Here is a 24198-nt window from a genome sequence, read left to right on the forward strand (position 1 = left end):
TCCTTAAGGCAGGAGGATATGATCATGCGTACACAGGTTGCCATCATCGGCTCAGGCCCGTCCGGACTGCTGCTCGGACAGCTGCTGTCCCATGCCGGTATCGACAATATCATCGTAGATCGGGTGGATAGAGAGTACATTCTGGGACGGATCCGAGCGGGTGTGCTGGAAGCCGGTATGGTCGGTATGCTGGATGAGGCCGGTGCCGGCAAACGCATGCATGAGGAGGGCCTTGTCCATGACGGTTTTTCGCTCGCCTTCGCCGGAGGCCATCAGCGCATCGATCTGCAAGGTCTGACGGGCAAGTCCGTGATGGTCTATGGCCAGACCGAGGTGACGCGGGATCTCATGGATCAGCGCGCGCACGAAGGCGGCGTGACGATCTATAACGCTGCCAATGTCACGCCCCATGACTTTGAGGGAGGTGCACCTTACGTCACTTACGAGAAAGATGGCACGACGCATCGGATTGACTGCGACTTCATTGCCGGTTGCGATGGCTATCACGGTCCCAGCCGCGCAGCCGTGGAGGGACGGGGGCTCAAGACCTATGAGAAGGTCTATCCGTTCGGTTGGCTGGGATTGCTCGCCGATGTGCCGCCGGTGCATCATGAGTTGATCTACGCCAATCACGAAAGAGGCTTTGCGCTTTGTTCGCAGCGCTCCAATACCCGCTCGCGCTACTATGTTCAGGTCCCGCTTTCCGACAAGGTGGAGCAATGGTCTGATGAGGCTTTCTGGGATGAGATTCGCAGACGTTTGCCCCGTCCCGTCGCCGAGGCGATGACCACCGGGCCTTCGCTGGAGAAATCCATCGCGCCGCTTCGGTCCTTCGTTGCCGAGCCGTTGCGCTTCGGGCGTCTGTTTCTGGCCGGGGATGCCGGACATATCGTGCCGCCAACGGGTGCCAAGGGCTTGAACCTGGCGGCATCCGATATTCGTTATCTGTTCGATGGCCTTCGGGATTACTATTCCGATCATTCCAGTGCCGGCATTGACGGCTATTCTGCACGCGCCTTGGCGCGGATCTGGAAGGCCGAGCGTTTTTCCTGGTCCATGACCATGCTCATGCATCGCTTTCCCGATGAGGGCGATTTCGGGCAGAAAGTGCAGGAGGCAGAGCTGGATTTTCTATCCTCGTCCACTGCCGCGCAAACTGCCATGGCCGAAAATTATGTCGGGCTTCCGTACTGAAATCGACAAGACGGCAATCCACAAGACCCTGAGGCAGCGTTCCGAGCACGCTCGCCTCAGCTCGCTTTTGCGGTAAAATGCATCACCCGAATAAAGGTGATGAAAATTATCAAGTTTAATCTTTACTCAAAAATTCAAGTTTTGTAGTGTCTGCCTCGACTTCACCGAATCCTTGATGGACCAGAGCAGAAGAGGGAGGCCATCCAATGGCGAAAAAAGGACGAAAGCCGAAGGCGAGCAAGAGTATTGAGACCGTTCAGCCGGCGGCGCGCGAGGATAGCAGGACGCTGGATATTCGCAGTTTCCTCTATGTCGGCGGACGTGATTGCCAGGTTGCGCATCTAAGGCGCATCGCCAGCAATTTTGGCGCTGAACTCATCCATCACGATGGCGGATTGCGCGAGGCGGTTTCCCGGATCGATACCGTATTGCCATCCGTCGACTGTGTGTTCTGCCCCATCGACTGTATCAGCCACGATGCGTGTCTCAGGGTCAAAACGGGTTGCAAGAAGTTCGGGAAGACATTCATTCCATTGCGCAATGGTTCGAAATCCAGCCTGGAGCGCGCGCTGCAGACATTGAATGACAAGGGTCAAAATTGATGGACGATGACGAATTTGTGCAGGGCGATTTGCGCAAACGCGCCGGCAATGATTGTGAAGACGGGCGGGGTGCGTATAATGACGTGCAAAACGATACATTAACCAGTTCGGCCCTGGTTGCCGAAATCGTGAAGATACCGGCCTTGCACGAGAGGGCCGGCAGTACCATGTTACGCATGTCGTTTGACATGTCTGCGACGATTATCAACTTCCCAGTGCCGCAATGGCAAAGGAACGCAAGCCGCAGAAGCGGGTGATCGTTCGATTTGGCCATTCCGGTCTCGGCCCGTTCTCAAGGACCCAATCGCATGGGTGCGAAACCTCCGGTCAATATGGATCTCGACTCTGTCGACGTCCTGCCAATTCTTCCCTCGATGAATTTCGATCAAACCAAAGACTTCTACGTGAACCATATGGGTTTCGAAGAAGTTCAGGCGCATTGCGAAGATTATTGCGTCTTCCGCCGTGGCCGTATGGAACTGTGGTTCTGGCTTTGCCAAAATCACGAGATTGCAGCCAACAGTTCTGTGATGATCCGCGCCAGCAATGCGGTCGAACTTTTTGACGAATATACACAGCGCGGTGTTGCCAGCTCGATGCGCGATGTCTGCGAAGAGAGCGGCGTGACAAGCTTCCATGTGCGTGACCCGCATGGAAATCTATTGTTGTTTCGAAGCCCGGTGACCTCTGCGGTCTTACGAGCGGCCTGATCTGAACAGGCCGCCGGCGGCAGCAATCAGCCAGCCGCCAATCATTGTCAGCCCGCCCAACGGTGCTGCCATGGGGAAAAGGCTGACTCCATAAAACTGTTTCAAGCTCAGATCGCCTGCGAAAACCACTGTGCCAATGGCCAGCACAATGGCCGACAGACGCGCAGTCCCCAGTTTTTCGGCACACGCCAGAAGGGCAAATATGGCGGGTGCGTGAACCAGGCACATGGTGGAGGCAGGGCCGAGAAGGCTCGCGCCCGTATGGGTTGCCAATGCCGCCAGTGCCACGCCACAGGCCCCGATCAGGCCAGCCAGCAGCACGATGAACGGTTGATTGCGTTCCAAAAAACCCATTTTCGTCACTCGTCCTTGTTTTGCATGTGGTGCGCCAGTCTCTCCACTGGCGCCCAGATGATTTCGCGCAGTTTCGGATGGTCTACGGTTTCGTCCATGGCGCGCTGAAAACACAAGAGCCATTCGTCCCGTTCAGCGGTACCGATCGCGGCACCAAAGTGGCGACGTCGCAGCATTGGGTGGCCATATTTTTCAATGTAGAGCTGGGGACCGCCCAGATATCCGGACAGATATTCGTAGAGCTTGTTCTCACTGCCGGAGAGATCTTTCGGGTGGATGGCACGGCAGCGCGCGGCTTCCGGAAGCGTATCCATAAGCTCATAGAAACGGTGGGTGAGCTTTCTGACGGTATCGTCTCCGCCAATCGCTTCATAAAGGGTGATTGTCTTGCCGTCGTCTTCGCTCAAGGGTCCGTCCTGCCGATGTTTGCCTGTTTGTATCCGCTTCGACGGCACATCGGCAATGATGACCTTGGCGGTGCGGCAATATGTTTGGCGCCGTCCGGAGACCGGACGGCTGGCTGCCTAACCGTAATGCTCTTCCAGCCAGGATTTCGGCAAGGCCGGTACAAAGTTCCCATCGCGACCGGTCATGTCCTCATTGGCGACAAGGCTGTTGAGGATCGCTTCCTCGACCGTCTGGACGATGGCATCGAAGAAGGGGTCGATGTCGACGTCCGGAATGAAATCAGCCGTTGCCAAGCGACCGCTTTCAGCGGTGGCACCGATAGCATTGGCCGTTGAAAAGGCCAGAAAGATATCGCCGGAGGAATGATAGCCATAGCCACCGGTCATGGCGATACCGAGCGGAATGCGGCGTGCCAGACGTTTCAACTGATGCGGCAAAAACGGCGCGTCGGTGGCGATGATTGCGATGATCGAGCCCTTTTCGGCGCGGGTAGACTGCTCGATCAGCTTTGGCTCCACAAGATCGGGACCCACGCGGTTGCCACGAATCGTCAAATTGCGACGCTGGCCGAAATTCGACTGAACGAATGCGCCGAGCGTGAAGCTCTGATCCTGCCACCGCACGATGCGCGAGGACGTGCCCGAACCAGCCTTGAAATTACAGGTGATCATGCCGGTACCGCCACCGACACTGCCTTCCTCGATCGGACCTTCCACCGCGTTCTCAAGTGCCTCAAACACGTGTTCAGCCGTTACATGGTGTCCGTTGATATCGTTGAGGAAACCGTCATAGGTCTCGCCGGCGACCGGCAAGCCCCAGGCGGTGTCGATCACGTCCGGCCGCACATTGTGAATCCACCGCAGCGTCGCGTCACGCGTCACGCCGCAGGAATGGGTGTTGGTGATCGTGATTGGAAAATTGAAGGCACCGATCTCTTCGATGATATGAGACCCCGTCAGCTCGCCATTGCCGTTTTGCGAAAACATGCCGGCAAAGAGCGGAATGTCGAGCTTGTCGACGGGACGGGGGATGATGGCCGTCACGCCGGTTCGCACCGGTCCTTGTCCGACATTCAATTCGCCATCGCCGCTGATCAGCGTCTTGTAACCGACAGCAACGCCAGGGACATCGGTAATGGCATTGTGTGGTCCGGCTTCGCCATCGAAGGGAATGGCAAAACGACGCGCGCGCGGTTTGCCCGATGGCGTCGAAAGATGGGGCGCTGAAATCGTCATCGGTGTCTCCTGCTCAAACCGATGTCATGTCTAGCAGGATCGATCCAATATTCGCCAGTGGAGTCTCCAGTGAGACAGGCCAATCGCGCGGCTGTCGGCTGAGATGGTGCCGGCTTTGACCGGGCAACCTTCAGGCGGCGAATACCTTGGCGCGGTGCAGTGTGGCGTAGCCGATGTCACCGGCCGTGACCTCGCGTTCGGGATCGAGGTCGAATTCCAGGGCTTCGCCGTTCTCCGTTTCGGCAATCACGCGGCGTTCTCCGGCGCGGTCAAGGACGCGGGTCACTGTCGCCCTGATGCCGGGACCTTTTGGCGACCAGTCAAGATCGCGTGGACGGGCGAAAATATTGGCGGGGCCGTCCGGAATGCCGGGCGCGGCGACATCCGTATCTCCGGCGATGGCGCGACCCTTCGTGACGGTGGCACTGATCCGGTTTGAATCGCCGAGGAAGTTCAGGACGAAGGCATCGCGTGGATCGCGGCAGACCTCGCGCGGCGTCCCCTCCTGCACGATCTTGCCGTCTTTCAAGATGATCACGCGGTCGGCGAGATCCAGCGCCTCTTCCTGGTCATGGGTGACGAAGATGGTGGTGATGCCCAGCTCGCGGTGGATCTCGCGCAGCCAGCGGCGCAGATCGTGGCGGACATTGGCATCGAGTGCGCCGAATGGCTCATCCAGCAGCAGGACCTTTGGATCGACCGACAGCGCGCGGGCAAGCGCCACACGCTGGCGCTGACCGCCGGAAATCTGTGCCGGGAAACGGTCCCCCAGACCTTCGAGGCGCACGAGGCGCAACAGGTCTGTCACGCGGCTGGCGATCTCCGCCTTGGAGCGCTTCACCTTCGACACGGCCATGCCGAAGCCGATGTTTTCGGCCACTGTCATGTGCGGGAAGAGCGCATAATGCTGGAAGACGAAGCCGACGCCGCGATCACGGACCGGAATGTCGGTGGCATCCTGATCGCCGAAATGGATGTGGCCGCTGTCGGAATATTCCAGCCCTGCAACCATGCGCAGAATGGTGGTCTTGCCCGAGCCCGAGGGGCCGAGCAGAGCGACCAGCTCGCCGCTTTCGATTTCAAGCGAGACATCGCGCACGGCGCGGAAGGTTTCGAAGGTCTTGACGACATTTTCCAGGCGGATTTTCATGGTGTTGCCCCATTGGCAGCGTTGGACGGGTTGGCGAGCTTGGAGCGGCGACCTGCGCCCTGACGCTCCAGCGCAACCTTGGCGATGATGGTGAAGACGGCAATCACGGCGAGTACGGAGGCAGAGGCGAAGGCGCCGGCCGCCTGATAGTCGTGATAGAGAAGCTCGATATGGAGCGGCAGCGTGTTGGTCTGCCCGCGGATATTGCCCGATACGATGGAAACAGCGCCGAATTCACCCATGACGCGGGCATTGCACAGGACTACGCCATAGAGCAGCGCCCATTTGACATTGGGCAGCGTCACCGAAAAGAAGGTGCGCCAGCCAGACGCGCCGAGCGAGGTGGCGGCCTCTTCGAGATCGCGACCCTGCGCCTGCATTAGGGGGATCAGTTCGCGGGCGACGAAGGGGGCTGTCACGAACATCGAGGCAAGCACGATGCCGGGCAGGGCAAAGAGGATCTTCACATCATAGGCGTCGAGCAGCGGACCGAAGATGCCTTGCAGGCCATAGACGAAGAGATAGGACACACCGGCGACGATGGGCGAGACGGAGAAGGGGATCTCGGTGATCACCAGCAGCAGGCGCTTGCCCCAGAAGTCGAATTTTGTGATCGCCCAGGCTGCTGCGACACCGAATGCCGTGTTGAGCGGCACGGCAATCAGCGCGGTAATCACTGTCAGCATGATGGCGTGGCGGGTGTCCGGGTCCTTCAAGGTGGCCAGATAGACGCCGACGCCTTCGCGGAAGGCTTCGACACCGATGACGATCAATGGAGCAAGGATCAACAGCGCGCCGAGGATCAGCACGATACCGATCAGCACCCGGCGGAAGACAGGACCATCGCCAACACGCGGCGGCGTTTTGCGGGAAGAGGCGGAGCTCATCGGGTCATCCTCTCACCGTGTAGCGCAGGGCGCGCGACTGCAGCCAGTTGGTAACGGCCAGCATGACGAAGGCCGTCAGGAGCAGCACCGAGGCGATCGCGGCGGCTGCCTGATAATCATATTCTTCCAAGCGGATATAGATGAGCAGGGCGGTGATCTCTGTCGACATGGGCTGGTTTCCGGCGATGAAGATGATGGCGCCGAATTCGCCGAGCGAGCGGGCGAAGGACAGCGATGTGCCGGCCAGAAGTGCTGGCATCAGAAGCGGCAGGATGACTTTCCGGAAGATCGTCCAGTCGGAGCCGCCGAGCGATTGGGCCGCCTCTTCCAGTGCCGGATCGAGATCTTCCAGCACCGGCTGCACGGTCCGCACGATGAAGGGCAGGCTGGTGAAGCACATGGCGATCATGATGCCGATCGGCGTATAGGCAACCTTGATGCCGACATCCGACAGAATCGAACCGAACCAGCCATTGGTGGAAAATAGCGCCGTCAGTGCGATGCCGGCAACCGCCGTCGGCAGGGCAAAGGGCAGGTCGATCATGGCATCGATCATGCGGCGACCGGGGAACCGGTAACGTGTGAGCACCCAGGCGAGCGCCAGGCCAAATACGAGATTGAAAGCGGTAGCGGCCAAGGCCGACAGGGCGGTTACGCGATAGCTTGCAAGCGAGCGCGGCGATGAAATGATCGCCCAATAGTCAGCGGGACCCAGGCTGCCGGCCTTGTAGATCAGGGCTGCCAGCGGCAGCACGACGATCAGACCGACATAGAAAAGGGTGATCCCGAGCGATAGGTGCAATCCGGGCAGGACGTTGCGTCTCACAATGTGCTTCCTGTTGTCACGGGCGCTTGTTCTTCTTCATGGGGAAAACCCGGCAGAGAACCGCCGGGTTTGAACTTGGTTCGATTTCAGACCGATCAACGGCTGCCGTAAATGCCGTCAAGGATGCCGCCAGAGCCGAAATGCTCCTTCTGGATCTTGTCCCAGCCGCCGAACTCGTCGTCCACATTGACGAGCTTGATTGCCGGGAACTCATCCTTGAATTCAGCTGCAACCGTCTCGTTTTGCACGCGATGACCGAATTGGGCGGCGATGCGCTGGCCTTCCTCGGTGTAGAGGAAGTCGAGATAGGTCTTGGCAAGATCACGGCTGCCACGCTTGTCGACCACCTTGTCGACGATGGCCACCGGGAATTCAGCCAGCAGGCTCATGGACGGGATCACCGGCTCGACCTTGTCGGTGCCGTATTGCTTGGCAATGCCGCGCGTTTCAGCTTCGAACGTGATCAGCACGTCACCGGTTTCGCGCTCGACGAATGTGGTGGTCGCTGCGCGGCCTCCCGTGTCGAAGACCGGAACGTTGTCGAAGATCTTCTTGACGAATTCCTCAACCTTGGCTTCGTCGCCGCCAAAGGCCTGTTTGGCGTAGGCGGTGGCAGCCAGATAGGTGTAGCGGGCATTGCCCGAGGTCTTCGGGTTGGGGAAGATCACCTGGACATCGTCACGGGCGAGGTCGTCCCAATCCCGGATGTTCTTCGGGTTTCCTGCGCGCACCAGGAAGGACGGGAAGGAGTAGAAGGGCGAGGCGTTGTTGGGGAAGTCTTTCTGCCAGTCGTCCGAGACAAAGCCTTGCTTGACGAGGAAATCGATGTCGGTGACCTGGTTGAAGGTGACAACGTCGGCTTCCAGTCCTTCGACGATGGCACGGGCCTGTTTCGAGGTGCCGGCGTGCGACTGGTCGATGGTGATGCCGGGATGTTCCTTGACGAAAGCCTCGTTTTCGGCGGCGAATATTTCGCGGGCGATGTCGTAAGAGGCGTTGAGAAGGGTCTTCGGTTCTTCGGCGGATGCCTGGCCGGCGAGAAGGGCGGCAATGGCCGAACCGATGATGAGAATGCGTTTCATGAAAATCTCCAGACGAATGTCGTGGAGCGGAAACTACAGCTTCGGCAGCTCAGCGACGAGAAAGCGCTGACCTGCGATTGCCGGAGATTGGAGAAATTTGCTCTCAATCTGGCCCCGAAGGGCGATAGCCATTCCAAAGGGAGGCGGGACGCTCGTGTTGAACGGTTATATTCGAGGCGAAAGCGACATGCGTCCGTCATAAATCGCTATTAATTGGGTCTGTGGAGCGTCGTGTCACTCTTTCGCTACCAGCCGTGCGCGTTTTCGCTGTACCGATAGATTCAACAGTTCTGTATACCGAGCTTCTTCCGTCGCTATTCTCCCCACCAGCCGATCGCCGTCGCGCAATCGGAGACAATCACCCCAGAAAGCAAAAACCTCATGCAGGAACAGGATCTCGAACGTGGCATTGCTGCGCGTCTCAACTCGGGAAAGCGCATCATCCGCCAAGCTGGCGAGAAGGCGAAAGAATATTTCGAGAATTACGAAACGCTTGAGGTCGAGGTCAAAACCAGCCGTCAGGATCTTGTGAGCGAGGCTGATCGTGAGGTGGAGCGCTTGATTCGCGCCGAGATTGCCAATGCGTTTCCGCTCGATGGACTGGTGGGCGAGGAGCATGGGCAGAGCGAGGCTGAGAGCGACTATACCTGGGTGATCGATCCGATCGACGGCACGTCCTCGTTTCTGCATGGCCTGCGGTCATGGTGTGTGGTGATTGCGGTGCTGAAGGAGGGGCGGCCGGTGATCGGGATCATTTATGACCCCATGACGGGCCAGCTCTATCATGCCGCCGAAGGGGCAGGGGCCTTTCGCGACGATCGCCCCATCTCGGTCGATTTCGAAACGCCGCTGTCGGGTGGTTTTTTCGTGGTCGGGGCCAGTCGTCCGGAACAGAGCCGCCATGTGGGGCAGGTGATCGAGGGCCTTCTTTCGGCCGGCGGTATGCATATGCGCAACGGATCTGCGGCCCTGTCGCTCGCTCATGTCGCGGCCGGTCACTATCTTGGTTTTTACGAACCACAGCTGTCATCCTGGGATTGCCTTGCGGGCCTGTTGCTGGTGACCGAGGCCGGTGGTGTGGCCGATGATTTCCTGGTTGCAAACGGGTTGTCCAGCAGAGGCCCGGCATTCGCTTGCGCACCGCAGGCGGCCGCTCAGTTCAAGGCTTTGACGGTGTAGTCAGTTTCGCACCAGACATTTGCTGCAACCTGAGGTCATTATATATGCGGTAACGCTGATTCTCTTGTGGTGGGTGCGCTGTGACAAACATGCTGTCGGGACCAAGTTTTCAACATGACATCCATGGGGCTTTGAGCGGAGCTTCTGAGCTCCCTCGCCGAAAGGTGCTTTTTGTTGTCGTGACCCATCTGCGATCAGAGGGCAACGCCGGCAATATCCAGGACTACCCCTACGGTGTCCTGTCGATCATCAAGCACAATGACGGGCTGGCTGATTTCGATATTCTGGATCTGGCGGTAAGCCAGGACAAACTCCCTGATGTCGAGAGAATTTTGACGGCAAAGCTGCACGAATTTCGGCCTGATATACTCGGCATATCGGTCATGTTCGACAACGCGTATTTTTCTATTGCTCCCATCATAGAACTGACAAAGCGGGTATCTCCATCAACCCTGGTTGTTTGCGGAGGCCCAGCCGTTTCTCCCATCGCCAAAAAAATCTTGCAGAACCAGCCGGAGCTCGATGCCGTCTGCTTCTCGGAAGGGGAGATACCGTTCCACGACCTGTTGATGTCCGAGGATCTCTTTACCGCAGTCGAGGAGCATCCTTCGTGGGTGTCGCGCAAGGATATCTCCAGCAAGACCGGACCGCAGAAAAGACTGCTGAACAATCTCGATCATGTCATCGACATCGACTATTCGCTGATCGACGTTTTTCAATATGATCGCAAGGTCTCGTTCAATCCGCTCGATAGCCGATACCTGGATGACTTGCGTGCCTTTCCGATCGTCACCTCACGGGGCTGTCCATTCAAATGCTCATTCTGCTGGCATTCCGGCGAGAATGATCGCTCCATGCGTTATGCGGGTGTGGACGAACTGATTGCGCATGTGGCGAATATCGTCGACTTGTACGGTGCCAATTGCCTGATCTTTTATGATGACATGCTTTTGCTCGCCAGAGACCGGGCAAAGGAGATTTTCCGACGCCTCGCGCCCTTCAACCTGAGGATTGAACTGCCGAACGGCCTTTCCCCGACCTATATGGACGAGGAACTGGTGGCGCTGATGTATGCGGCAGGTGTGCGCTCGGTGCGTATCGCGGTGGAATCCGGCGACGAATGGGTCATTCGAAATCTCGTCAACAAGCCGATGAAAATTGCCCATGTGCAGCCCGTCATCGATGCGCTGCGCAAATACAATATCTGGGTTATCGCGTTTATTGTGGTGGGGCTTCCGGGAGAGACCGATGTGCATCGCCAGACGACGCGCGACAAGATCATCGAATGGGGTATCGATTTGTGCAGCATCTCCGTTGCCAGCCCGATCAAAGGGTCCCTGCTCTATGAGCAGTGCCTCACGGAGGGCTATATCGATCCCAATGCGGAATTCCTCGTATCCGGCTTTCTCTTTGGCGAGAATGTGATCAATACGAAGGAATTCACCGCCGAATATATATCGGAAGCCGCTTATCTGATGAATCTGGATGTGAATTTCGTCAACGCATACCGTTTGCAGACTGGCGATTACGCCGCCGCCGACAGCTATTTCCAGTACATCACCCGGACCTATCAGAACCATGCTTTCGGCCATTATTGCCTGGCGATTGCCAAGGCCAATCTTGGGCAGAGGGATGGGGCCGAATTTCATTGGTCCGAAGCATCTCGCATCAGCAGCAGCGATCCTGTATGGGCCGGCTATTTTGATCACTTCGGCATAGTCTTTGATGACGCATTCGATGACTTCATGCGGTCGGCGGTGTTGGGCAAGCATCCTGGGGCATGCCTGCCGGTTGACAATTTCGCGCATGTTAGCGCCTAGTTTTTCGCATAATGTCGATGTGCGAAGTGCAGTCTATCTTGCTTAGTCGTCGAGCCGGGGCGAATTTCGGGGTGGTCTGCGTTTTTCGAAGATAAGCTGGCGAGGCGTGGCTGGCGCGCCCGTGGTGGCCGCCAGGACCAAGCTTCCGGTAATAGCTCACACTTGTATTTTCGATATTTATGGCGGCAGTTCATGTCGGTGATATGCTGTCTGCAATGATAGAAGCCTTGCAAGTCTATGCCGACGGATCCTTCGATGCCGCCTCCCTGTCTGGAGGATGGGCCTTCGTGGTCATGGATGGTGACCGTCAGGTCCATAAGGCTGCAGGTGCGTCGAGCGGCCCCTCCAACAACACGTTTGAAGTCTTGTCCATGGTGAAAGCCCTTTCCTGGCTCGTGGCAGAAGCGCCATCGGCGCCCGCAACCATCTGGACAGACTCGGCCCATGTCGTCGAAGGATCGAGCCGGTGGAGGTTCATATGGCGCCGCAATGGCTGGAAGCGGGTGAGGGCGAATTCCCATCAGAGACGCCGTGCGATTCCAGACCTTGCCCTCTGGCAAGAGCTCGATGGCGCACTCGACAGCAATCCGCAGATCACAATTCGATTATGCAAAGGGCATACAGGTATCGTCGGCAACGACCTTGCTGACGAAGCGGCGCGGGCGGCGCTGACACAAGGTCTGGGATGCAACGGCGCTTCTCGCCCTCGTCACGATCATCCACGGCGTTTATAAACTTCACGACATCGGCCTTATCGCCCCCCCAGCATCGGCGAAAATGCAGCCCATTGGCTTGCCGTCGACGAACAGTCATTCAACAATCCTCGAACGTCCGGGCCTGGTCATTCTGTGCCCAGTTTTTTGCTGATAGCCCTCCTTGTCCTGACATAAGACATGGGTTGGTCAGCCAAGCCTTGCTTTCGGCGCTTGCGGGGTCGCGGGGTCGATATGCGGGCGCGGCAGGCAGGGTGCGGGGCCGCTTGGATCACACTGATCGGCGGACGACATGCAGTCTGTCCGCTCCGGTCAGTGCGATATTGAGGGCGCAGGGGCAAAACACCTCGGACCTGGTCTGTGCATGAGGGATCGACGCCAACGGGCCATGACCGATAGGGGCGGGTTTGGTGCGCGAGAACCCGAGCGGATGACGCCATCACGTTGAATTCACAGCCAAGACCAAACGGGCGCGCCCCACCTCGCTGCCACGACACGAAAGCCGCATCATCGCCCTTATTCCCTGGAGCAGGCACGCGCCCGACCTCCGCATCCTTCCAAACCCCAATGGTGGGATCTGGAGCGGGGCCGAAAGGCGTCAAGGGTCGGTTTTTCCTGATCCGAGGAGACGACGTTGAGCCTGAACAGATGGCGTGAAGCATCCAGCCGCAGAACAGCGAAGCTGCACAGACTATCCAAAATAGCTTTCGCCGCCGCCAAGTTCGGCAGTCAGAGGCGTGAAATCCTAAGGATTTCGCTGGGCAATAGTGCGGCCGAGTGTCTCGCCATGGCTTTGCTGCTGCCTGTGTTTTGTCGCTGAACGTTATTCGGTCATGATGGATTGGAGCGTATCGGGGATGATGAGCTTGCGCCGGACGGCATTAACGGTCGCCGCCATTTTGTTGTTTGTGCCCATTTTCTGGAAGATGTTGTTCCAGTGAAACCGCACGGTCGTTCTTGAAATCCCGATTATTTCGGAAATCTCCCAGTCTGTCTTTCCTGATGCGGACCAGCTCAAGACGTCCCTTTCCCGTTCGGTCAAATGCGGAGCTGCGCCTGTTTCATAAAAGCCCAGATATTTATCGTGGAAGACCGAGGACAAGAGAAAAATATCCGCGAGACTTTTGATGTTATGCTCGTCGTCGGGCTGCGCGCGCGAAATCCCGAACCCGGCAATTTCGCCCGATGCATTGACGATGGATACGCTGATGCCATCAGACACGCCTGCATCCGCGGCTTCCTGTAACAGCCTTTGCCACTCGCCGCGTATCCGTCCCTGAAAGCGTGGCGTCTCACTCAATTTCGAGATCGCCTGTGCCCAAAAGAACGCGCCCGGCCTGCTGATGATGAGTTGAAAAACGGGATCGACTTCGTGGCAGTCGTACTGCCGGTAATATTTCATCCAGTCATCGGGATAGACTGTCAGAAATCCGTGCAGCGCTTTTTCGCCGATGGAGGGGTGATCTGTCATCAGGGAGAAGACTGCCTTGTCGTAGCCGTAATGGCCGACGAAATCGCAATATACGCCAAATGCTTCTTCCTGCGCTTGCGCATTGAGAATGGCTTCGGCGGCGGATTGCAGCTTTGTCATGCTTCCCCTCTCAACGTTGTCAGGTTTTTTCTTCGTTTGACGGCTGCTAGTGTTTCCCGAGACTTAATGGTCTGTGGTTCTTGAAACCGGCAGGCCGAAATACTGGCGCTGATACTCATTCACAACATGCATCTCACCATCAAATCTGGCCATCGTAAACACGAATGTTGCGGTGCGTGGGAGATTTTGACGGTCGTCGAAGAAAGGATAGGAGTTTGAAATGCGGAAGAACCTAATTTCCCTGGTGGTGGTGGCCTTCACCGCACTCGCAGCGGTTAGTTCGGGATATGCGGCGGGCGAGCGCGCGCTGATCGCTGCCGTTCCGGGCTTCAAGGGCGGTCTCCCGGGTCTTATGCGGGCAGCGGCAGCTGGAAAGTCGGCTGGCTGGCGCGTGCCGACGCACAAGCAGAATAATGTGCCGATTTCCGGCACCTGGAAATTCTCGACCTACAAGGGAGTGAAAGGCACCATTACCTTCGGTTCAGGCAACAAGATCACCTACGGTTCCGGTAAATCGAGCGGAGCCTTTACCAGCTACGGTTTCCTGAGCAACAAGAACGAACCGAACTCCCCGATACTGGTTTCCCTCAAAGGCGGCGGCGGACAAGGGAACTTTATGCCCTTCATCAAGGGAAAGCAGATGATCTTGCTGAGCATCACCAACAAGCGGCAGTGGATTTCGCTTTCAAAGTAATATTCCTCCGCTGCAGCGCGCAGACAGTAAATGTCCGTATGGCGATATTTGCCTTGCCGTAATGCTGCTTGCAGTTTGAAATTTTAGAAGGGCATAGACGATGCTTAGATTTTTGTTTTCGGCGTTTCTTCTTCTTGCCATCGGGCGTCTTTCAGCCGAGGCCGCAGAACTCTACGATCCCAATCTGCTGCCCTATGACCCCAAGCCTGTTTCCATGCCCGCGTGCGGGTTTTCCATGGCTTTGGATTCGACCTGGAAATTTGAGCCGAAGGAGAAGACGAAAAAAGGATATACCGAATATTTCTACGATTTCGGCTCTGACACGAAGCTCAATCCACGACCGTTCGATGCGTTTTTTTTCAATCCGCAAATCAAGGGTTACGTAAACTGCCATGCGAGCATCGACAAAGACGGTGAGCAGCGAAAGGGCAAACGCCTGCAGAAATTCGTCAAGTCTTTCGTCGGCATCCTTCGCGACATGGCGGTGGAAAAGGCGACCTACCTGAACTTCAGCGCGGTCGAGGAAACCAAGATTGCAGGGCTCGATGTCGCCTATGTCTATCACGCCGAAATTCCGCCGAAAAAGGGAACCGAATTCGTCTCCCGCGGGGTGATCTTCTGGCTGGCCGGTACGAAGGGTGATGTGTTCGTCAATGGAATGATACGGGTCATTGACCCGGTTGGCGGCAAGAACCGCCTCTTGAAGGGCTCTACGGCTAAAGGAAAGGGAAACGGCAAGGTGATGGAGGCCGAACTGCAAAATGACGCCACTCTCGTGAAAAAGGTCTTTTACGGCACGCGCACGCTCGATCAGGACAGGGAATTCGTGATGCAACTGCTGCTATCCATTCAGCAGTGAGCAGGCAAAGCCTGGCTTGCCACATCATCGTTTGTTTTTCACGGCTTCGGTATGCCGATCCGCGCATGCCGATCCGTCGATCATTCCTAGGGTGAAAGATGCATAGTCAGAATTGGTTGAGGAGGAAGATATCCGAAATGCGCTGTGTCGGTATTGTCAACAGGATTGCCCTTGTTGCCGCCGGTGTTGGGCTTTTGGCGGCATCGGTGCAGGCGCAATCGGCCTATGAGCCCGAACGCGGCTCGAAGGAACGCACGCAGATCCTGGATGCGGTGCGCATTCCCGCCGTCGAAACCTTCGGAGCACCCGTTGAATTCGTGGTACACGACCTCACGGTTTTTGGCGATCGGGCGTATGCTTTGCTGGTGGCGCAAAGGCCCGGCGGCAAGGAAATCGACATGGCATCGACGCCCGATGCCCGCAAATATGGCTACGATCCCGAGAGAGAGCCAAGCACCTACAGCCTGCTGGAGCGCAAACGGAATCAGTGGACCGTCGCTGCCTTTGTCGTCAGCGCGACGGATGTGCCGTTCTACGGTCACCCCTATTGCGAAACCTGGTCCGAAGTGCTTCCGAAAACCTGGTGCAATGGAAATTGATGTGTTCTGCCATGATCGGCTGTTTGCAAACCATCGACACCCCGTTCGGCACGACATTGTCACCCATGTCTTGGGTACGCGATGTGACCTAGGTCTCCGGTACGTCTAAAAGCGAAATGGCGCCCCGTGCCGGGTGAAGACGAGAGCTGTGTCTACGATATGGCCCTCTTTTGATCAGAGCGCTTATGGCCGACTTTGGCTCCCGCCCCTCATGACCCGAATGCGTGATGAATGCCGGGCAGGATGCGCGCGAGATGGTTGAACTCGGTCATGTCGTGAACCGACATTTCATAGGCCGTTGATACCGCAACCTGTTCGTTGAAGCCAATCTTTTGCAGCATTGCCGGAGCCTTTTCCGCATTGGCGAAGCGCGCCATGTCCGCATGGGCTCCGATCCAGTATCGGCTGAAGAGTTCCATGCCGGCACTTGTATCGCGGGCAATATGGACCATCAGCGTGAACGGGATATCGGGTGCCGGCGTTGCATAGCACACGGCACTGGCGCTGGCGGTGAAGCCTTCTCGCGCCAGGGCCTGAGCGTCGAAGCCGAGCGTTGCCGGTTCGGAGAAATGGATGATGGCGTCGAGACGGCTCGGGCCAATCCATTCCTGGATACGATTGGGATTGTTGAAGAGCCGCTTCTCATAGCTCAGCGACGTATCTTTCAGGCGGGACGGGTCGGCGACACTGGTGTCGATATGCGCCTGCGGAAACCAGAGCATGTAGCGCTCTTTTTCGACCGGATGCCAGGTAAACCACCACTTGAACATCTCGGTGGTGACGCCGGGCATGACGATGCGGCTTTGCGCATAGGCCATCTGGCCATCCAGCACCGCATAGCCGTTGTCTTTCGTCTTGAAGGACGGGTCGATCAGGCGGTTGAGGTTCTGCGCGCTCGGCGTCGGCACCTCGCCGGGGTCGAGCGGGCCGAACTGGAGGGCTTTCGCCGACGCCGAGGGGACCGAGAGATCCGTGTCGAGATAGGGCGCATACGGGGTGGCGCCCACGGCCTGCTCATTGGCGGTGCGTTGCTTCTGGCATTCCAGAGAGAGGTAAGTAAGCGCGCTCCACTCCCCGTAGGCGTCGCGATGCGCTGCGGGTTCGGCAGCGGAGGCCGCCTGCGCCAGGTCAGAATGGGACAGGATAGCGGCAGACGTGGTGCCGACGATTGCGGCTGGGGCGCTTTTGAGAAGGGTGCGGCGGGACAGCGTATGGGTCATGACGAGCTCCTTGGCGAAATTCGATGCTTGACCCTGAAACTACGCCATGCTCATCATTAATCAAATTGATCTGGTTAATGGCTAAAATCGACATGACTGATATCGCAAACATCGACCTCAACCTGCTGATCTCGATGGAGGCCCTCCTGGAGGAAAAGAATGTATCGCGCGCGGCGCGGCGTCTTTCTCTCGGTCAGCCCGCCATGAGTCACAATTTGGCGCGCCTTCGGCGCTTGCTGGGGGACGAATTGCTGGTGCGAAGCGCGGGCGGCATGGTGCCGACGGAAAAAGCCGTCAGTCTCGAAGTCGAACTTCGCGCGACCATGCGGAAGATACGCATGCTGTTTGCGGAGCAAATGCCATTTGAGCCTTCAACAGCGCAAATGTCCTTTCGGCTTGGTGTGACCGACAGCGCCGAAGCAATCCTCATTCCCGCGGTCTCAGCCTTCTTGCTTGAAAAGGCGCCCGGCGTCACGCTCAAGTTGATCCCCATAGACGGTGTCGATGTCGCCGACGGTCTGGAGATGGGCGTCTTCGATCTCGCCATCGGCACCTTCGCCGGGGGAAGAAGCTACCACAAGCAGCGCGTGATCTATCACGAAGGGTATCATACGGTTTTCAATGCCAGCCTGGTCGCCATCGGTGAAGCGATGACGCTTGATGACTACAGGCGTCATCCGATGGTGGTGGTCGAGGGAGCGGACGGAGACGCGATCCTCGACGCGTTGGGACGTCTGGACGTGTGGCCGCATATCGCTCTGCGAACGCCCCATCTGCTGACGGTGCCTTCTATCGTTTCCCAGGCGCCGATGATCGCCGCCGTCCACACCCAGGTGGCGGAACGTTTCGCCGAGCATTTCGGCCTGTCCGTCAGGCCGCTTCCGGAAGAAATCCGCCTTGCGCCAGCAAAGCTGATGCTGATGTGGCATGCGGCCAGCGACAAAGCCCCTGCACACCGCTTCTTGCGCGATCTCGTCGTCGAAGGGCTCAGATGTCTGCGCGGGAGGAAACTATAGGCCACCGCTTCCACGATTTTCCCGCTTTCCGCGAAAATGGTGGCGATATAGCGGCGCTGGACAAAAGCGATGGCGCGCCGCGCCGGGCGAAGACGAGAACTAGGTCTATGCTATAGCATCCCCTTAGGCCGAGGAGGACTACTGTGTGGGGCCTCGCCGCGATTGCTATCCCGCGACCGGCGGATCGAGCCGCGCGAAACCCTCCTGACGACGATAGGGAAAATGCGGGTATGGCGCGTTGACGGCGCTGCTTTGATCCAGCTTGGCGATCTGCTCGGATGAGAGTTTCCAACCGATCGCGCCGAGGTTCTGGCGAAGCTGCGCCTCGTTCCGCGCGCCAATGATGACGGAGGACACGGTCGGCCGCTCGGTTAGCCAATTAAGCGCCACTTGCGGCACTGTCTTACCAACTTCCGCCGCCACATCCTCCAAGGCATCGATGACACGGAACAGATGCTCGTCCTCCACCGGCGGCCCGTAGCTTGCCGTCTCATGAAGACGGCTTCCTTCGGGCAGAGGCGCACCACGCCTGATCTTTCCCGTGAGACGACCCCAGCCGAGCGGCGACCAGACCAACGCGCCGAGGCCCTGATCCGCGCTGAGCGGCATCAGATCCCATTCGTAGTCGCGGCCAATCAGTGAGTAATAGACTTGATTAGCGACATAGCGCGGCCAGCCGTGGCGATCGGCAACACCAAGCGCCTTCATGATCTGCCAGCCGGAAAAATTGGAGACGCCGACATAGCGGACCTTGCCGTCACGCACCAGCGTGTTGAGCGTGGACAGCACCTCCTCCACCGGGGTCGCGGCGTCGAAGGCGTGCAGTTGCAGGAGGTCGATATATTCGGTGCCAAGCCGCCGCAATGCATCCTCGACAGCCCGGATCAGGCGGAAGCGTGACGAACCGGCCTCATTGGGTCCGTCGCCCATGGGCAGGCCGGTCTTGGTGGAGATCAGCACGCGATCGCGCCGCCCTTTGAGGGCAGCCCCGAGCACCTCTTCGGAAGCGCCATTGGAATAGACATCGGCCGTGTCGAACAGCGTGACGCCCGCTTCGAGGCAGATGGCGATGAGGCGGCGCGCTTCTTCGACATCGGTGTTGCCCCAGGCGCCGAACAGCGGCCCCGTGCCGCCGAATGTGCCCGCGCCGAAGCTCAAGACGGGCACCTTGAGGCCGGAATGGCCGAGAGAGCGATAATTCATGGAATATTCCTTTCAGATGGTGGTGAGAGAGCGGCGGTCTGTCGCGACCGCAAGAACCGCGACGGTCATTGCCGCCACGGGAAACAGGGCTGATGCGAGCGGCACGAAGGCCAGTCCGGGGCCGTGGTCGATCACCACGCCACCCGCCCACGCCCCGATGGCGTTGCCGAGATTGAAAGCGGCGATGTTGAAGGAGGATGCCAGGCTCTGTCCGGTCCCTTCCACCTTGGACAGCACCCACATCTGGAGCGGCGCTACGGTCGCGAAACCGGCCGCGCCCAGGAGACCGGCGAGGACCACCGCCGACAAGGGAGAATGAAGCCCGATCGCCATCGCCGCCAGCACAGCGGCGAGCGCGACAAGCGTGCCGAAGATGGTGGCGAGAAGGTTACGATCCGCAAGCTTGCCACCGATCAGGTTGCCGATGACGAGACCGCCACCGAATACCAGCAGGATCGGGGACACCGCCGCCTCGCTGAAGCCGCTGATTTGCGTCAGCATCGGCGCGATGTAGGTGAACACCCCGAAGACACCGGCATAACCGAGCACGGTCGTGGCCAGACCGAGCATCACGGGCGCTCGGAGAATGGCGGCGAGGTCGGAACGCCAGTCCCCGGCTGCGGGCGTCTCGCGATCTGTCGGGACGAGCATCGCGATAACCGCGAAAGCCACAAGCCCGACCAGTGTGACGGCCGCGAAAGTTGCGCGCCAGCCGAAATACTGGCCGATCCATGTGCCGAGCGGCACGCCGAGGATGGTGGCAACCGTCAGCCCGGTGAACATCACGGCAATCGCCGACGCCTTGCGATCGGCTGGGACGAGACCGGTCGCTACCACCGATCCGACGCCGAAGAAGGTGCCGTGCGCCAGTGCGGTCAGCACCCGTGCGGCCATGAGGAAGCCATAGCTCGGGGTCTGCGCGCAGGCGGCGTTACCGGCGATGAAGATCACCATCAGGCCGAGCAACACGGTCTTGCGAGGCCAGCGGTCGGTCAACACCGTCAGCACCGGCGCACCCACGACGACGCCGAGCGCATAGCCTGAAATCAAGAGGCCTGCCGCCGCGATCGACACGCCGAAATCGGCGCTGACATCAAGCAGCAATCCCATGATGACGAATTCTGTGACGCCGATGCCGAAGGCTCCGGCCGTCAGGGCGTAAAGAGCCAACGGCATGATCTGTCCCGCACGATTGAGTTTCGGGACAAGAGATAGACGGCAAAGGTCACATGATATAGTGTGCCGATTGGAACATCATTTATGAATTGAAAGACCAATGTCGCGATCCGAGATCAACCGCTCCGGAGAAATGGAAGTCTTCGTCTGCGTCGTGGAACGCGGCGGGTTCTCGGCCGCCGCGCGGGCGTGCCGGATAACGCCTTCCGCTGTCAGCAAGCTCGTCGCCCGGATGGAGGCTCGGCTCGGCGCCCGCCTGGTCAACCGCTCGACGCGCGCCTTCCAACTCACGCCAGAAGGTTGCGCGTTCTACGAACGCGCGACACGCATCCTGGCCGACATTGCGGACGCCGAGCGAAGCGCGGGCGCCGGAGAACAGCCGGTGGGGCGCATCCGCCTCAACACCAGCGCGTCTTATGCCACGCACGTGCTCGCGCCGATCCTGCCGGAGTTTCTGGACCGTTATCCGGGCGTCACCCTCGACCTCGTGCAGACCGATCTGGTCGTCGATCTCATGGCGGAGAGAACCGATGTAGCGGTTCGCGCTGGGCCGCTGAAGAGTTCGAGCCTCGTCGCGCGCAAGCTCGGCGATACGGCGATGGTGGTGGTGGGTAGCCCCGCTTACCTTGCTCGTTTCGGCACGCCGGAAACGGTCGAGGACCTCGACCGACACAATCGCCTTGGTTTCGGCTATCTCCGCACCGTCGATGGCTGGCCGATGAAAAAGAACGGCGACGTCGTCGTCGTGCCGACCATGGGAAGGGTTCAGGCGAGTGATGGGGAAGGTCTGCGGCGGCTCGCGCGCGGTGGCGCGGGTCTTGCGCGCCTTGCCGCTTTCACGGTGCGCGACGACATCACCGCTGGCCGCCTTGTGCCGGTACTTGAGCCTCTGAACCCCGGCGACCGCGAAGCCTTCCACGCGATCCATATCGGTCAGGGCGGCCCACTCCCTTCGCGAGTGCGGGCGCTGCTTGATTTTCTCGCGGAGCGCGGTCGGATTTCCTGAAGCCGGTGGCTACAGCGTAAAAGCGGGAATATCGGGCAATCGGCGGAAATCAGTTCGCCAGAACTTATTTAGGAGAAATGGCGCACCCGACAGGCGTCAATTATCTGAAACTGTTGACTTTATTGATACTCCCCCATTGATTTTCATAACTTTCATGCCGAAATGGTCGCAGTGGTTGACCATATTGGAAACACCATAGGTTATGAAAAAGGTTATGAACGGTGGCGCGGCACAAACTCACGGATTCCAAGATCAAGAGCACTTTGAAACCGGGTGTCCACGGCGACGGTGACGGGCTTTACCTCCGTGTTCAGGCGTCTGGCAGCCGGTCTTGGATCTTCGTTTGGCGCCGATATGGCAACCGCCGCGAGATTGGGCTCGGCCCATACGGTTCGGGGGCGGGTCATGTATCGCTAGCCGCGGCGCGATCGAAGGCGCAGGAGTGCCGTGAGATTATTGGCGCAGGAGGAGACCCAAAGACGGAGCTTTCCGAACGGAAAGCGGCGGTGAAGGTAGCATCGTTCGGGCAAACTGCAGACGAGTACATTGCCGCCATGAAATCGAAATGGAAGTCGGACAAGACCCTGGCTAAATGGCTACGCTTCGCCAAAGTTCACGCGAAGGATATTCGCAAGGTGCCGATTGCGGCCGTTTCTACCGAAGACGTGCTAAAGGCTATCCGTCCGATGTGGGCAGATAAGCCGGAGACGGCCGGCAATATACGGGAATGTGTGAAGCTCGTTCTCGACCATGCTAAGGCGCGAGGTTTACGCTCTGGTGACAATCCCGCTGAATGGAAAGGCCACTTAGACCAGATCCTGCCACCGCCGAAGAAATTGGTGCGAGGACACCATGCCGCGATGCCTTTCAGCGATGTCGCTGACTTCTTCGAGAAGCTTGGTGCGGTTGGAGGCGTTGGTGCGAGGGCACTGGAGTTCACAATTCTAACTGCCGCGCGATCAGGCGAGGCGAGGGGGGCTACGTGGGAGGAAATCGACCTCACCGCGAAGGTCTGGATTATTCCAGCTATGCGGATGAAGTCCGACCGTGAGCATCGTGTTCCCCTATGTGATCGTGCGGTGACGATTCTCGAAACCATGCGCGAACGTGCCACTGATCGACTTGTTTTCCCAGGCGCGAAACAGAATAGCGCCTTGTCAGATATGAGCCTAGCAAAGGCGTTGAAGTCGGCAGGAGGCAGCGAGTACACAGTCCACGGTTTCCGAAGTACATTTCGGGACTGGGTCGCCGAAGCTACCAACTTTCAGCGCGAGGTAGCAGAAGCTGCGCTGGCACATGCCGTCGGCGATAGCGTCGAGAGAGCGTATCGGCGAGGTGACGCGCTTGAAAAGCGTCGCCAATTGATGGACGCATGGGCGGCATACGTCGGGGGCGCACCTGATGGCGTATTGCGTCTTGAGCGCGTGTCATGAGGATCTTCGCCTATGACACAGTGCAGAGAGGCGCGATCCTCACCTCTCTGCCAGGCGCGATCTGTTTTGGAACAAACGAGGCGACGGACGCTGAGATTTTGGCCGCTCTTGAGGCATTTGCATGTCGCTATATCACCCGCGTGCGCATGACCACGGCGGATGGTGTTCGTAAAAAACTGGAAGCGTTGGAACTAGTTGGTACTCTGCTCAACGGTCGGTCAGACGAACAACATCGGAGGAGGATTGCGAGCGAGGTCGAACGATGGAAATTTGAGCTGTATTTGGCAGAAAGCCCAAAAAGGCACAGGCGAGCACGCCTACACTTCATCCACGACGCTTTCGGCGTTTTCTCAGGATTTGTCGATTCCGTTGTCCTGAGTGATGCTGACACTCAAGTGGCGGCTTTCTTCCGTTCAGCCATCGGACCAGTTTGTAAAGCGGCTGGTGAGCCTCTTGGTATTCGACAAGCCATTACGGCAGTTAAGCACCTCCAGGACGAATTGCGACTTGCAGAAATCGAAATTATCCGCGCCGAAATGAACTATGCAGCGAACCGCCTGAAAAGCTAATGGTCGCTTCATAGGAAGAATTGGCCGTTTCCGCGATGGTCGCCTTGTTCGACAAAGACGAGGTGACAAATGAACGACAACTCTCCAAAGCTAATTTCTCTGAACGACGCTTGCGAGCTAACTAGCTTGAGCCGCACGGCCGTCAATCGCTATCGGTCGGAAGGCCGATTTCCACAAGCCGTGTCGCTCGGCGAAAAGCGCGTTGCGTTTGTTCGAGCGGAAGTGATCGAGTGGATTAAAGCTCGCATTGCCGACCGCTGCAGTGGGGTCGCCCGATGACCGGCCTCGATCACGAACACAGTGCAGCGGTCGAGGAGGCCGCCATGTGGTTGGCGGACCAACCGGAGCACGTCCGCTTTCCTGTTCCTGCTATCCGCGAAAGATTTGGGCTGACTTCAGTTGAGACGTGCGAGGCGATTGGCCTGGCTCAACGGTTCCGGTTGGTGCGGAGGGCATTCGGATGAAAAGTCAAAGCACAGTGAAAACGGATTCGCGGACTACATACAGTTACGAGTTGACCGTCGATATGGCTACTCGCGCTCTCAACCCTACCATTGAGGTCTATGTGAATTGGCCTGAAGGGCGTAACCAATGGTCTACCCCCATCAGTGTCGAAGGGGCGCTGCAAAGTTTCTGGCACGATCGGCTCTTAAGCCTAGGCGTTCCTTCTGA

The 24198-nt window shown here is 58.3% G+C and carries 26 protein-coding genes and 1 pseudogene; 16 read left to right on the top strand and 11 right to left on the bottom strand.

The window, feature by feature from the left end; genetic code table 11:
* The first annotated feature begins 24 nt into the window (after nucleotides 1-24).
* The 4 genes from pobA (at nucleotide 25) to ACWPM9_RS06255 (ending at nucleotide 2506) form a co-directional block, all read left to right on the top strand.
* Complete coding sequence (gene pobA, locus ACWPM9_RS06240) at nucleotides 25-1194, top strand: 4-hydroxybenzoate 3-monooxygenase (RefSeq protein WP_484757112.1); 1170 nt, start codon at nucleotides 25-27, stop codon at nucleotides 1192-1194.
* A gap of 206 nt (nucleotides 1195-1400) precedes the next feature.
* Nucleotides 1401-1796, top strand: a complete 396-nt coding sequence (locus ACWPM9_RS06245) for a DUF2325 domain-containing protein (RefSeq protein ID WP_484757113.1) — start codon at nucleotides 1401-1403, stop codon at nucleotides 1794-1796.
* On the top strand, nucleotides 1796-2053 hold the full coding sequence (locus ACWPM9_RS06250) for a hypothetical protein (protein ID WP_484757114.1): 258 nt from the start codon (nucleotides 1796-1798) through the stop codon (nucleotides 2051-2053). The genes ACWPM9_RS06245 and ACWPM9_RS06250 overlap by 1 nt, the downstream gene beginning before the upstream one ends.
* 51 nt (nucleotides 2054-2104) lie before the next feature.
* On the top strand, nucleotides 2105-2506 hold the full coding sequence (locus tag ACWPM9_RS06255) for a VOC family protein (protein ID WP_428188881.1): 402 nt from the start codon (nucleotides 2105-2107) through the stop codon (nucleotides 2504-2506).
* On the opposite strand, the gene ACWPM9_RS06260 is transcribed toward ACWPM9_RS06255, so the two are convergent.
* From ACWPM9_RS06260 to cysP, 7 genes are all read right to left on the bottom strand, one after another.
* Complete coding sequence (locus ACWPM9_RS06260; protein ID WP_484757115.1) at nucleotides 2492-2860, bottom strand: DUF423 domain-containing protein; 369 nt, start codon at nucleotides 2858-2860, stop codon at nucleotides 2492-2494. The two genes, ACWPM9_RS06255 and ACWPM9_RS06260, sit on opposite strands and share 15 nt — an antisense overlap.
* A gap of 5 nt (nucleotides 2861-2865) precedes the next feature.
* Nucleotides 2866-3267 (bottom strand): group II truncated hemoglobin, encoded by a 402-nt coding sequence (locus tag ACWPM9_RS06265; RefSeq protein WP_428188879.1) that lies wholly within the window; start codon nucleotides 3265-3267, stop codon nucleotides 2866-2868.
* Between the two features lie 117 nt (nucleotides 3268-3384).
* The gene (locus tag ACWPM9_RS06270) at nucleotides 3385-4503 is read right to left on the bottom strand and encodes a DmpA family aminopeptidase (protein WP_484757116.1); all 1119 of its coding nucleotides are present in this window, start codon (nucleotides 4501-4503) and stop codon (nucleotides 3385-3387) included.
* 130 nt (nucleotides 4504-4633) lie between these two features.
* Entirely contained in the window at nucleotides 4634-5653 is a 1020-nt protein-coding gene (locus tag ACWPM9_RS06275; RefSeq protein WP_484757117.1) for a sulfate/molybdate ABC transporter ATP-binding protein, read from the bottom strand.
* Nucleotides 5650-6540, bottom strand: a complete 891-nt coding sequence (gene cysW, locus ACWPM9_RS06280; RefSeq protein WP_428188876.1) for a sulfate ABC transporter permease subunit CysW — start codon at nucleotides 6538-6540, stop codon at nucleotides 5650-5652. The genes ACWPM9_RS06275 and cysW overlap by 4 nt, the downstream gene beginning before the upstream one ends.
* A gap of 4 nt (nucleotides 6541-6544) precedes the next feature.
* On the bottom strand, nucleotides 6545-7366 hold the full coding sequence (gene cysT / locus ACWPM9_RS06285) for a sulfate ABC transporter permease subunit CysT (RefSeq protein ID WP_428188875.1): 822 nt from the start codon (nucleotides 7364-7366) through the stop codon (nucleotides 6545-6547).
* A gap of 95 nt (nucleotides 7367-7461) precedes the next feature.
* Complete coding sequence (cysP, locus tag ACWPM9_RS06290; RefSeq protein WP_428188874.1) at nucleotides 7462-8448, bottom strand: thiosulfate ABC transporter substrate-binding protein CysP; 987 nt, start codon at nucleotides 8446-8448, stop codon at nucleotides 7462-7464.
* Between the two features lie 381 nt (nucleotides 8449-8829).
* Between cysP and ACWPM9_RS06295 the strand changes: the two genes are divergently transcribed.
* The 3 genes from ACWPM9_RS06295 (at nucleotide 8830) to ACWPM9_RS06305 (ending at nucleotide 12181) form a co-directional block, all read left to right on the top strand.
* A complete protein-coding gene (locus ACWPM9_RS06295) occupies nucleotides 8830-9627 on the top strand; it encodes an inositol monophosphatase family protein (protein ID WP_484757118.1) in 798 nt (265 codons plus the stop codon).
* A gap of 179 nt (nucleotides 9628-9806) precedes the next feature.
* Nucleotides 9807-11447 (top strand): radical SAM protein, encoded by a 1641-nt coding sequence (locus tag ACWPM9_RS06300; RefSeq protein ID WP_428188864.1) that lies wholly within the window; start codon nucleotides 9807-9809, stop codon nucleotides 11445-11447.
* A gap of 179 nt (nucleotides 11448-11626) precedes the next feature.
* Nucleotides 11627-12181 carry an RNase H family protein gene (locus ACWPM9_RS06305; RefSeq protein ID WP_484757119.1) on the top strand — a complete coding sequence of 185 codons (555 nt, stop codon included), beginning with the start codon at nucleotides 11627-11629 and terminating at the stop codon, nucleotides 12179-12181.
* Nucleotides 12182-12983: 802 nt separating this feature from the next.
* On the opposite strand, the gene ACWPM9_RS06310 is transcribed toward ACWPM9_RS06305, so the two are convergent.
* A complete protein-coding gene (locus tag ACWPM9_RS06310; protein ID WP_484757120.1) occupies nucleotides 12984-13751 on the bottom strand; it encodes an autoinducer binding domain-containing protein in 768 nt (255 codons plus the stop codon).
* Between the two features lie 220 nt (nucleotides 13752-13971).
* On the opposite strand from ACWPM9_RS06310, the gene ACWPM9_RS06315 reads away from it, so the two are divergent.
* The 3 genes from ACWPM9_RS06315 (at nucleotide 13972) to ACWPM9_RS06325 (ending at nucleotide 15903) form a co-directional block, all read left to right on the top strand.
* A complete protein-coding gene (locus tag ACWPM9_RS06315; protein ID WP_484757121.1) occupies nucleotides 13972-14445 on the top strand; it encodes a hypothetical protein in 474 nt (157 codons plus the stop codon).
* A 100-nt stretch (nucleotides 14446-14545) separates the two neighbouring features.
* Nucleotides 14546-15304: a hypothetical protein gene (locus tag ACWPM9_RS06320; RefSeq protein WP_484757122.1), complete on the top strand. Its 759-nt coding sequence runs from the start codon at nucleotides 14546-14548 to the stop codon at nucleotides 15302-15304.
* 137 nt (nucleotides 15305-15441) lie between these two features.
* A complete protein-coding gene (locus tag ACWPM9_RS06325) occupies nucleotides 15442-15903 on the top strand; it encodes a hypothetical protein (RefSeq protein ID WP_428188858.1) in 462 nt (153 codons plus the stop codon).
* A 209-nt stretch (nucleotides 15904-16112) separates the two neighbouring features.
* On the opposite strand, the gene ACWPM9_RS06330 is transcribed toward ACWPM9_RS06325, so the two are convergent.
* Complete coding sequence (locus ACWPM9_RS06330; protein WP_484757123.1) at nucleotides 16113-17123, bottom strand: DAPG hydrolase family protein; 1011 nt, start codon at nucleotides 17121-17123, stop codon at nucleotides 16113-16115.
* 92 nt (nucleotides 17124-17215) lie between these two features.
* On the opposite strand from ACWPM9_RS06330, the gene ACWPM9_RS06335 reads away from it, so the two are divergent.
* Entirely contained in the window at nucleotides 17216-18139 is a 924-nt protein-coding gene (locus ACWPM9_RS06335) for a LysR family transcriptional regulator (RefSeq protein ID WP_484757124.1), read from the top strand.
* A gap of 165 nt (nucleotides 18140-18304) precedes the next feature.
* On the opposite strand, the gene ACWPM9_RS06340 is transcribed toward ACWPM9_RS06335, so the two are convergent.
* Both ACWPM9_RS06340 and ACWPM9_RS06345 read right to left on the bottom strand, forming a co-directional pair.
* On the bottom strand, nucleotides 18305-19342 hold the full coding sequence (locus ACWPM9_RS06340; protein WP_484757125.1) for an aldo/keto reductase: 1038 nt from the start codon (nucleotides 19340-19342) through the stop codon (nucleotides 18305-18307).
* A gap of 12 nt (nucleotides 19343-19354) precedes the next feature.
* Entirely contained in the window at nucleotides 19355-20518 is a 1164-nt protein-coding gene (locus tag ACWPM9_RS06345) for an MFS transporter (RefSeq protein ID WP_484757126.1), read from the bottom strand.
* A 100-nt stretch (nucleotides 20519-20618) separates the two neighbouring features.
* Between ACWPM9_RS06345 and ACWPM9_RS06350 the strand changes: the two genes are divergently transcribed.
* The 5 genes and pseudogenes from ACWPM9_RS06350 to ACWPM9_RS06370 all read left to right on the top strand — a co-directional run bounded on the left by ACWPM9_RS06350 (nucleotide 20619) and on the right by ACWPM9_RS06370 (nucleotide 23805).
* Nucleotides 20619-21524 (top strand): LysR family transcriptional regulator, encoded by a 906-nt coding sequence (locus ACWPM9_RS06350; protein ID WP_484757127.1) that lies wholly within the window; start codon nucleotides 20619-20621, stop codon nucleotides 21522-21524.
* Nucleotides 21525-21745: 221 nt separating this feature from the next.
* A pseudogene (locus ACWPM9_RS06355) lies at nucleotides 21746-21952 on the top strand (Arm DNA-binding domain-containing protein); the annotation flags it as partial.
* 78 nt (nucleotides 21953-22030) lie between these two features.
* Entirely contained in the window at nucleotides 22031-22957 is a 927-nt protein-coding gene (locus ACWPM9_RS06360; protein ID WP_484757606.1) for a tyrosine-type recombinase/integrase, read from the top strand.
* Nucleotides 22954-23526 (top strand): hypothetical protein, encoded by a 573-nt coding sequence (locus ACWPM9_RS06365; RefSeq protein WP_484757128.1) that lies wholly within the window; start codon nucleotides 22954-22956, stop codon nucleotides 23524-23526. The genes ACWPM9_RS06360 and ACWPM9_RS06365 overlap by 4 nt, the downstream gene beginning before the upstream one ends.
* Before the next feature lie 69 nt (nucleotides 23527-23595).
* Nucleotides 23596-23805, top strand: coding sequence for a helix-turn-helix transcriptional regulator (locus ACWPM9_RS06370; RefSeq protein ID WP_484757129.1), 210 nt, complete (start codon nucleotides 23596-23598; stop codon nucleotides 23803-23805).
* The last annotated feature ends 393 nt before the right edge of the window (nucleotides 23806-24198 follow it).

It is taken from the genome of Agrobacterium sp. H141 (assembly GCF_057158725.1).

Excerpts from the sequence above, each read along its gene's own strand:
- ACWPM9_RS06250 (WP_484757114.1), top strand. The coding sequence starts at position 1,796 with ATGGACGATGACGAATTTGTGCAGGGCGATTTGCGCAAACGCGCCGGC.
- ACWPM9_RS06345 (WP_484757126.1), bottom strand. The coding sequence starts at position 20,518 with ATGCCGTTGGCTCTTTACGCCCTGACGGCCGGAGCCTTCGGCATCGGC.
- ACWPM9_RS06310 (WP_484757120.1), bottom strand. The coding sequence starts at position 13,751 with ATGACAAAGCTGCAATCCGCCGCCGAAGCCATTCTCAATGCGCAAGCG.
- ACWPM9_RS06340 (WP_484757125.1), bottom strand. The coding sequence starts at position 19,342 with ATGAATTATCGCTCTCTCGGCCATTCCGGCCTCAAGGTGCCCGTCTTG.
- ACWPM9_RS06305 (WP_484757119.1), top strand. The coding sequence starts at position 11,627 with ATGGCGGCAGTTCATGTCGGTGATATGCTGTCTGCAATGATAGAAGCC.
- ACWPM9_RS06320 (WP_484757122.1), top strand. The coding sequence starts at position 14,546 with ATGCTTAGATTTTTGTTTTCGGCGTTTCTTCTTCTTGCCATCGGGCGT.
- ACWPM9_RS06370 (WP_484757129.1), top strand. The coding sequence starts at position 23,596 with ATGAACGACAACTCTCCAAAGCTAATTTCTCTGAACGACGCTTGCGAG.
- ACWPM9_RS06315 (WP_484757121.1), top strand. The coding sequence starts at position 13,972 with ATGCGGAAGAACCTAATTTCCCTGGTGGTGGTGGCCTTCACCGCACTC.
- ACWPM9_RS06365 (WP_484757128.1), top strand. The coding sequence starts at position 22,954 with ATGAGGATCTTCGCCTATGACACAGTGCAGAGAGGCGCGATCCTCACC.
- cysW (WP_428188876.1), bottom strand. The coding sequence starts at position 6,540 with ATGAGCTCCGCCTCTTCCCGCAAAACGCCGCCGCGTGTTGGCGATGGT.
- ACWPM9_RS06325 (WP_428188858.1), top strand. The coding sequence starts at position 15,442 with ATGCGCTGTGTCGGTATTGTCAACAGGATTGCCCTTGTTGCCGCCGGT.
- ACWPM9_RS06350 (WP_484757127.1), top strand. The coding sequence starts at position 20,619 with ATGTCGCGATCCGAGATCAACCGCTCCGGAGAAATGGAAGTCTTCGTC.
- ACWPM9_RS06245 (WP_484757113.1), top strand. The coding sequence starts at position 1,401 with ATGGCGAAAAAAGGACGAAAGCCGAAGGCGAGCAAGAGTATTGAGACC.
- cysP (WP_428188874.1), bottom strand. The coding sequence starts at position 8,448 with ATGAAACGCATTCTCATCATCGGTTCGGCCATTGCCGCCCTTCTCGCC.
- ACWPM9_RS06270 (WP_484757116.1), bottom strand. The coding sequence starts at position 4,503 with ATGACGATTTCAGCGCCCCATCTTTCGACGCCATCGGGCAAACCGCGC.
- pobA (WP_484757112.1), top strand. The coding sequence starts at position 25 with ATGCGTACACAGGTTGCCATCATCGGCTCAGGCCCGTCCGGACTGCTG.
- ACWPM9_RS06275 (WP_484757117.1), bottom strand. The coding sequence starts at position 5,653 with ATGAAAATCCGCCTGGAAAATGTCGTCAAGACCTTCGAAACCTTCCGC.
- ACWPM9_RS06295 (WP_484757118.1), top strand. The coding sequence starts at position 8,830 with ATGCAGGAACAGGATCTCGAACGTGGCATTGCTGCGCGTCTCAACTCG.
- ACWPM9_RS06255 (WP_428188881.1), top strand. The coding sequence starts at position 2,105 with ATGGGTGCGAAACCTCCGGTCAATATGGATCTCGACTCTGTCGACGTC.
- ACWPM9_RS06335 (WP_484757124.1), top strand. The coding sequence starts at position 17,216 with ATGACTGATATCGCAAACATCGACCTCAACCTGCTGATCTCGATGGAG.
- ACWPM9_RS06330 (WP_484757123.1), bottom strand. The coding sequence starts at position 17,123 with ATGACCCATACGCTGTCCCGCCGCACCCTTCTCAAAAGCGCCCCAGCC.
- ACWPM9_RS06260 (WP_484757115.1), bottom strand. The coding sequence starts at position 2,860 with ATGGGTTTTTTGGAACGCAATCAACCGTTCATCGTGCTGCTGGCTGGC.